Origin of the sequence: Arcobacter sp. (assembly GCF_050300555.1) — a bacterium.
Lineage (GTDB): Bacteria > Campylobacterota > Campylobacteria > Campylobacterales > Arcobacteraceae > Arcobacter.
Genome location: NZ_JBNKXY010000188.1, coordinates 1 through 644, shown reverse-complemented (window position 1 = coordinate 644; position 644 = coordinate 1). Strand labels below are relative to the sequence as shown.

The following is a 644-nucleotide window of genomic DNA, read 5'->3' as shown; positions in this document are numbered from 1 at the left end:
TCTTCTTTATTTAAAAATACTACGATGTTTGGTACACCGACTTGTTTTGATAATAAAATATGTTCACGAGTTTGTGGCATAGGACCATCTGCAGCAGATACTACTAAAATTGCACCATCCATTTGTGCAGCACCAGTAATCATGTTTTTCACATAATCCGCGTGACCTGGGCAATCTACGTGTGCATAATGACGATTTGGAGTTTCATATTCAACGTGCGCTGTATTAATTGTAATCCCCCGTGCACGTTCTTCTGGAGCACCATCAATATCAGCATAAGCTTTCGCTGTAGCACCACCTTCAATTGCTAACGTTGCAGTAATTGCAGCCGTTAACGTTGTTTTACCGTGGTCAACGTGACCAATTGTACCAATATTAACATGGGGTTTTGTACGTTCAAACTTTTCGCGTGCCATTAGAAAATTCCTTTTTATTTTAAAAACTTTAATGTTTATTTTTTAGCTTTTAGCGAGAATAAATTTTGAAATAAACTAATATCTAAAATGAGCAAAAGCTTTATTTGCTTCAGCCATTCTATGAGTTTCTTCTTTCTTTTTAATAGTATTACCGATATCATTAGCTGTGTCAATGATTTCGTTGGCTAATTTTATGGCCATGCTTCTTCCAACGCGTTGATCAGAATA

General features: G+C 36.2%; 1 protein-coding gene and 1 pseudogene. Both read right to left on the bottom strand.

Annotated elements, in window-relative coordinates; genetic code table 11:
- Positions 1 to 416, bottom strand: a 416-nt coding sequence (locus tag ACQY5W_RS13245; protein WP_428025444.1) for a GTP-binding protein, incomplete at its 3' end; no start/stop codon positions are given.
- Positions 417 to 491: 75 nt separating this feature from the next.
- Positions 492 to 644 (bottom strand): annotated as a pseudogene (locus tag ACQY5W_RS13240) (30S ribosomal protein S7); the annotation flags it as partial.